Genomic DNA, 7,039 nt, shown 5'->3' with positions numbered 1-7,039 from the left:
GAGGGGCCGGGGTGCGGGACGGCGGCTTAGACGCGGTCCAGCCTGGCGACGCCGATCTTCGAATCGGCCATGCCATAGAACACGAACAACTGCTCGCCGATCTTCTCGATCGCCGTCGGGAACACAACGTTGGGCACGATGCCGGACATTTCGTCCTCGGTTTCCGGTGCCAGGAGCGGCTTGTCGCTGCGGGCGATCACCTTGGAGGGATCATCGCCGTCGAGGATCATCGCCGCGGCCGTGTAGTTGACGTTCTGCTGGTGGTCGAAGGCCGACTTTGCCAGCTCGCCGGAGACGCCGTGGTGGATCAGCAGCCAGCCTTCGTCGACGCGGATCGGGGCGGGGCCGCCACCGATCTTCAGCTCCTCGAACGGGAATTCGCTCAACGCTACGAGCCGGTGCTTGGCCATGTGGACGAGGTTGCTGATGTCCTTTTCGACGGCCGTGACCGGAACGTAGGAGATCCAGATACCGGGGCGGTTGTCGGTGATGCCTGCCGGCAGGTGTTCGCCTTCGCCTTCGCGGATCCAGCCAAGGTCCCACATGGGGCGGTGCAGCATCGCGTAGGAGGGAACGCCGTCGGGGTCGTTGACCGGCTCAGGGAAGAAGACGGCGTCCTTGTTCGGGAAGAGGTTCAAGTCCATCGACAGGTCGGCCTGGTAGCCGAAGAGGCAGGGGCCCAGGCGCTCCCAGTTGCGCAGGTCCTCGGAGAAAGCGAACGCCAGCCGGGGGCCCAGCGGACCGTAGGCGACGTAGGTCATCAGGTGCTTGCCAAGGCTCGGCACCCAGGTGGTGCGGGGGTCCTCGGTGCCGGCGTTGTTCAGGCCCCGTTCCCACCCTTCGTCGGGCGCCAGGACGACACCCTGGCGTTCGACGCCGGTGGGGACGCCGTCTTCGATGACCACCTTGGCCAGTCCTACGCGGGAGACGTTGCCCTTGGCGACAAGGCGCGGCAGCAGGTACAGCTCGCCGTCGGGGCCGCGGCCGCTGGCCGGGTTCAGCACACCTTCGGCTTCGAACTCGTTCCCGGCTTCCGGTGTCATGATGACGCCGGCGCGGGTGAGGGTGAACGGGACTGTGGGCAGTGCGGAAGTTTGGGGGGAGGTCATGGATTAGCCCTTTACGCTGGAACCGATATTGGTGGAAATGAACTGACGCTGGAAGAAGATGAAGAGTGCGACGGCGGGCGCGGCGAGGACGCAGGCCCCGGCCAGAATGGCGCCGAACGGGTTCGAGGCGGTCGCTGCGATGTTGGAGATGTAGTTGGCGAGGGAGACGGCCAGCGGCTGGATGGACTGGTCCTTGGTGACCAGGAACGGCCACAGGAACTCGTTCCAAGGCCCGATGAAGGTCAGCAGGATCGCCGTGACAATCGCGGGCTTCACCAGCGGGATGGCAATCTGCCACAGAATCCGCAGCTCGGAAGCGCCGTCAATCCTTGCCGCCTCAAACAGGGTCGAGGGCAGCTGCAGGAAGTACTGGCGGAAGACGAACACGGCCGTGGAGTTGATTGCGAACGGCAAGATCATGCCCAGGTAGGTATCGGCGAGGCCGTAGTCCCGCACGATCATCACGTACAGGGGGATGAGGAGCAGCTGGAACGGGACCATCTGCACCAACAGCATCATGCCGAACACCAGGCCCTTGCCCCGGAACTGCATTTGCGCCAGGGCGTATCCGACCAACAACCCGAAGACCACGGTGAAGAAGATGACGCCGCCGGTGAATATCCCGGAGTTGGCCAGGCCCTTGAGCAGGTCGATGGAGTTGTTGATGTTCGTATAGTTCTCGCCCGTGACGTTCGACGGGTCGGGGAACGCCCCGGCCACCGAGGTATCCGGGGAGGTCTGCAGCGAGCCGATGAACATGTAATAGAACGGGAACAGGAAGACGAACGCGCCCAGCGCCAGCAGCGCGAAGCTGCCCGCGCCGAGGTTCCTGCGTTTCTCCACGCCAGCGGTCTTTCCTGGCCCGCTCGTGCCGGGAAGACGCCGGCGACGGCGGACCGAGACGCCGTCATCGTCCCCGTGATTCTCATCGTTGGGCGCAGCTGCCTTATTGAGAGTTGACATGTCAGTCCTCCTTCCCGCCCACGAGGCGTTTCTGGATCAGGGCAATCAGCAGCACACCGATCACCAGCATCACACCCAGCGCGGCGGCCACGTCCGGGTTTCCCTGCAGGATGCCCTTCTGGTACATCAGGAACACCGGCGAGGTGGAGGCGCCGTCCGGGCCGCCGCCGCCGGTGAGCAGGTATGGCTCGGTGAACAGGTTGGCTCCGGTGATGGTGGCCAGCAGGGTCACCAGCACACTTGCGGAGCGGACGCCTGGAACGGTGATGTTCCAGAACTGGACCCACTTGTTGCCGCCGTCCACGGAGGCGGATTCGTAGAGTTCGTCCGGGATGTTCTGCAGCGCGGCCAGATACAGCAGGATGAAGAATCCAAGCTGCTTCCAGGTCACGAACAAAGCCACGGTCGGCATCGCGAGCCAGGAGTTGGTCAGCCACGAGGGGTTGGGGGCCAGCGGCCCCAGCAGCGCGTTCACAAGACCGTCCTGCTGGAACAGGAACAGCCATACGCCGACGACGGCGACGCTGGCCGTGACGTACGGAACGTAGTAGCTGACCCGGAAGAAGGTCTTCAGTCTGGTCACGCGGTTGAGTGCGTTGGCCAGAATCAGGGACAGCCCCACTGTCAGCGGCACATTGATGACCAGGAAGACGCCGATGTTCGCAAATGAGCGCTGGACGGCCGGGTCTGAGAGGACTGTGATGTAGTTGTCCAGCCCGACGAACGGCCGGTCCACCTGCACGCCCGGGGCGGTAAAGAAGAAGTCGTGGAATGAGATGTACACGGCGTACCCCAGCGGATAGGCCAGGACGCCAAGAATGTAAATAACGTACGGGGCGCTGAACAGCAGGCCCAGCGGCTGGCGGCCCAGGAAGTTCTTGCGTTTCCTGGGCGCCGGCTGCCGGTCCGCCCTGTGCCCGGCGGTGACGAGTGTGGCGGGGCCACCGTCAGCTGAGGGAAGCGACATTGCGGGTCACCTGCTACTTCTGGGCTACCAGTTGGTTGATCTTGTCTGCGGCACCCTTGAAGGAGTCGTCGATGCTTTCGTTGCCGAAGATCACGGACTTGGCGTAGGCCGTCCGGAAGGTCTGCCACACCTCAACAGAGTTGGACACGTTGGGAACTTCCACGGTCCGTGCCGCCTGCTGCGCGAACTGCTTGTACAGCGGGTTTTTGGCGAAGTAATCCGCGTAGGCGCTGGTCAGGTCCTTGCGCATCGGCATCTGGCCGCTTAGGGCGAGGAGTTTGCCGTCCTCTTCCTTGCTCGTGGCGAATTTCAGCACGTCCCAGGCCGTGCCCTGGTTTTTGCAGGCCGAATACATACCGACGTTTTTGGCATCCGAAAAAGTCGATCCATCAGTCTGTGCCTGCGCGCCCGGAACCGGAACAGCGCCCCAGTTGACCTTGTCCTTGTAGGCAGCAATGGCCCACGGGCCGGCGAGGGACATCGCAGCCTTGCCCTCAGCGAACGAATCGCCCTGGTAGACCTCCTTGGACGCCAGGTTCTCCTTGTAGAGCGTCTGGAACATCGTGGCTACCTGCTTGCCCTGGTCGCTGTCGAAGGTGGCTTTGCCGTCCTTGACCAGCGGGGTTCCCTGGGAATTGGCCGCGTAGAAGGGGTAGAAGTCGAACCAGGACTGGAAGAAGTCGCTCGCCGGGGAGGGCCACACCGCTTTAGCGGCTGCCCCGGACTTCACGATGGTCCGCGCCGCGTTCAGGAACTCCTCCTGGGTTCCGAGCTTGGGCTTCTCGGGATCCAGACCGGCCTTCTTGAAGAGATCCTTGTTGTAGAAGAGGACGACGGGGTTGGACTTCCAGGGCATTTGGTAGGTTTTGCCGTCCGAGGATTTGTACTGGTCTGCGAGGTCGCCGGTGCGGTCCTTGATGTACTGTGCGCCGTCCGGGAACGAGTCCAGTGCGACCAGTCCGCCCTGCTTCTGGAACTGTGGCACGGCCACCGGTGCGGTGTTGAATACCAGGCACGGGGCGTTGCCGGCGGTGATGGCAGCCCCGATTGTCTCCTCGGAGCTCTTGCCCGCCGGAATCTCCTGAGCGTCAATCTTCTGGTCCGGGTGGGCCGCGTTCCACGCCGCCACCATCTCCTTGCCCCACTTCACCTCGAACTCGTTGTTGGAGTACCAGATCTTGATCGGGCCCTTGGCCGTGGTGACGGACGCCGCCGAGCTGCCGCCGGCCCCCCCGCCGCCGCACGCGGCCAGGCCGGCTCCCATAACGGCAATAGCGGTAAGGGAAATGATCCGTGAACTGAATTTTCCGTGCTTCATTGCATCTCCTGTGCGGGTAACCCTGAAAGGTGGATTGGTAGGGAATATTGCGTTGTTTCGGTTCTTCCGTGCGGTCAACGAGATAGGACGCTGGCCGGCAAAGAACCTGGTCTTGGTTGGACTAGCCGCCGGGAACGGATGCGGCCGGACCGGTAGAGGCGCGGACCACGATGGCCGGTGAGGGCAGGAATACGTCCTCCGACCGCGCGCCCCCCAGCAGATCTAGCAATTTCTGCGCCGCAACCCTGCCCCAGAGCAACGGGTCGGCGGATATCGTCGTCAGCGGGGGGTTGAGGTACGTGGCGAGCTCGGTGTTGTCATAGCCGGTGATGGACAGGTCATCGGGGACAGCAAGCCCCAGAGACTGCGCGTAGGACTGCCCAGCCGTTGCCATTAGGTCATTTGCGAAGATGATCGCGGTGGGCGGTTGCGCGGAACCCAGAAGAACTGCCGTTGCCGCCAGCCCGCCAGCTGCGGTGAAGTCCGACTCGATGAAGGCGCCACCTTCTATCCCGGCCTTCGACAAGGCGTTCTGCCATGCCAGCCGTCGGCTTCGACCGTGGATGTAGGTCTGGGGTCCGCCTACATGGGCGATCCGGGTATGCCCGAGAGAGACCAAGTACGTGACGACATCGGTGATGCCGTTGGTGTCGTCCATGCACACGGCAGGAAACGGAGAAGGCGTTTCCGGCCGGTTCAGAGTCACCGCCGGAATTTTGAGTTCCTGGAGCAAAGCGATGCGGGAATCATCAACCCTCACGTCCGTAAGGATGACACCGTCCACACGGCCCTCGGCGGCCAGCTTCCGGTAGGCCTGCTCCTCCGCCTCATCACTGGCCGCAACAGTGAGGACCAGCGCGTATTCGTGTTCAACCAGGGTCGTTTCGATCCCGGCGATGAACGCGGGAAAGAAAGGGTCCGTCCCTAGCAGCAACGGATTTCGTGCAACCACCAGCCCGACGGCGTAAGCCTTTGCCGACGACAGTCCCTTGGCCCGAAGGCTCGGCTTCCAACCCAGCTCGCCGGCCACTTTGAGAATGCGGGCTCTGGTGTCATCACTGACGCCCGGCCGGCCATTCAAAGCATACGAGACTGCGCCCTTGCTCACGCCTGCCGCGTGGGCAACGTCCTTAATAGTCACTGTCATCTTTGCCTCATTGCCAAGTGGTGATCCAAATCACTGAACCGGTTCGCTTGGACCAACTAAACCGGTTCACTTGGGACTTGTCAATAGCAAAGGCGTCTTATCTTGACTGCCGTTCCGCTTGGGTATGTCTCGACCTGTGCTGTGGCGACGATCCTTGATGCGCCGGCACCGTCGGGTCCGAGGGGAGAGATGATCCCGGGGATGAGGGGCCCTATGTAGGGCCATTGATTACCGACGCCTGCTCAGCTGGCGGCTGGCCGGCAGTCCGTGGGCAGAGACCCGGAGGCGCCGCGAATTCTTCGTCCACCTGTTTTACCTTCGGCGGCCCACGGCAACGTTTTGCAGAGTTAGGAAGAGTCCGTTCGCCAGCAAATTTCCACCAAGGACCCGGCGTCGAAGCGGCAGTGTAACCAAATCGGCTATGCTCCCACCGGTTCTTCTTGAACGTGCAGTTCCCTCGGACCTGCTGAAGTGCAACACGACGCCCCCGCGCCCGTTTTGGGGGGAACGAGGCGCGGGAGCGCCATAAGCCAAGTTGTACCCGCCTTAGCAGAACTTTGGAAGATCAGGTCGGAGCAATTTGCCGGGAAAGGCCAATCGAACGATGCCCTCATTGGTGACATTTGGGAAGACCACCTCTGCCCACCCCACCTCCGGCATGTCCGCTGGGGGAGCCGGATGCCGAGTTTTTGCTACCGGAATTTGAATGATCAACTGATAGGTACGTTTGCGGTGACCCGGCTGTTTAGTAAGGGCATCTAGCCATTGGAAATCCCGGCAGCGAAAGCGCCTGGCGGGGTTTCCCGTAGGGCTGAGGAACCCCGCGCCCCGTGGCGTGATGGCTGACGGTGCCGGGTACCAACCCCTTCCCAAGGGAACAGGTCCACGGCGTTGCCACCGCAGCTACGTCCGCTGCCCGAGGGACCGCAAATCGATTCGCCTCCCGCAGGCCCGCTTGGGTAAGCCACTTCATGGCAACAAATCGACGGAGGGTGGCTCCCCCCCAAAATCCTTGCCGGGAGCCACCTTCCAAAAGTCATATTACAAGTGACCTGGCCCACAAAAGTAGGTTGACGGGCACAACCCGTCAGTACTGCTGATAACGGCTCTTTGGTTGCCCCCATTACTCGAGAGCTGCCCCGAAGCGTGCCCGGACCGATGTCGTGCCCGGCCGGTCCGGGGGGTTTAGCTATCCCGGAGGCACAGGCCCCGTAGTTGTAGAAGTCCGTGCGGCCTCCGAGCACGCAGGAAGCAGTGTAGCTATCGGGCCAAAACGTTACCCGAAGCAATTACATTACATAACGTCGATTTTCGGGTTCGGACAATACGAGTGACTGTGGGGGAGTGGCCCCACAATTCTTCTTGGTAGTGGATCTGCCCCGTGATGGTGAGTCGTGCTGCAGAGAGTGGCCGCAGGCTGCAAGGGCTAGCTGATACCGAATTAGCTCACATCTTGCCGCCTGAGACCTCCCTAAGGTTGGGCCGGCAGAATCCCTGGGGGTCGGTTGCTCCAGCGGACGCTGCGGAGGTTTTCG

5 protein-coding genes are annotated in these 7,039 nt (G+C 62.4%); all 5 read right to left on the bottom strand.

The features are described from left to right. Positions 1-26: 26 nt before the first annotated feature. A complete protein-coding gene (locus tag HNO80_RS17645) occupies positions 27-1,109 on the bottom strand; it encodes a glycoside hydrolase family 130 protein (RefSeq protein WP_175324153.1) in 1,083 nt (360 codons plus the stop codon). Positions 1,110-1,112: 3 nt separating this feature from the next. Then, positions 1,113-2,072 carry a carbohydrate ABC transporter permease gene (locus HNO80_RS17640; RefSeq protein WP_175324152.1) on the bottom strand — a complete coding sequence of 320 codons (960 nt, stop codon included), beginning with the start codon at positions 2,070-2,072 and terminating at the stop codon, positions 1,113-1,115. Position 2,073: 1 nt separating this feature from the next. After that, positions 2,074-3,039: a carbohydrate ABC transporter permease gene (locus tag HNO80_RS17635; protein WP_175324151.1), complete on the bottom strand. Its 966-nt coding sequence runs from the start codon at positions 3,037-3,039 to the stop codon at positions 2,074-2,076. Between the two features lie 13 nt (positions 3,040-3,052). After that, positions 3,053-4,357: an ABC transporter substrate-binding protein gene (locus HNO80_RS17630; RefSeq protein ID WP_175324150.1), complete on the bottom strand. Its 1,305-nt coding sequence runs from the start codon at positions 4,355-4,357 to the stop codon at positions 3,053-3,055. Positions 4,358-4,478: 121 nt separating this feature from the next. Further along, positions 4,479-5,504: a LacI family DNA-binding transcriptional regulator gene (locus tag HNO80_RS17625; RefSeq protein WP_175324149.1), complete on the bottom strand. Its 1,026-nt coding sequence runs from the start codon at positions 5,502-5,504 to the stop codon at positions 4,479-4,481. Positions 5,505-7,039 lie beyond the last annotated feature (1,535 nt).

Origin of the sequence: Arthrobacter sp. C9C5 (genome assembly GCF_013359735.1) — a bacterium.
GTDB lineage: Bacteria > Actinomycetota > Actinomycetes > Actinomycetales > Micrococcaceae > Arthrobacter.
The sequence above is the reverse complement of the archived record's forward strand: the minus strand, read 5'-3'. Positions and strand labels throughout refer to the sequence as shown.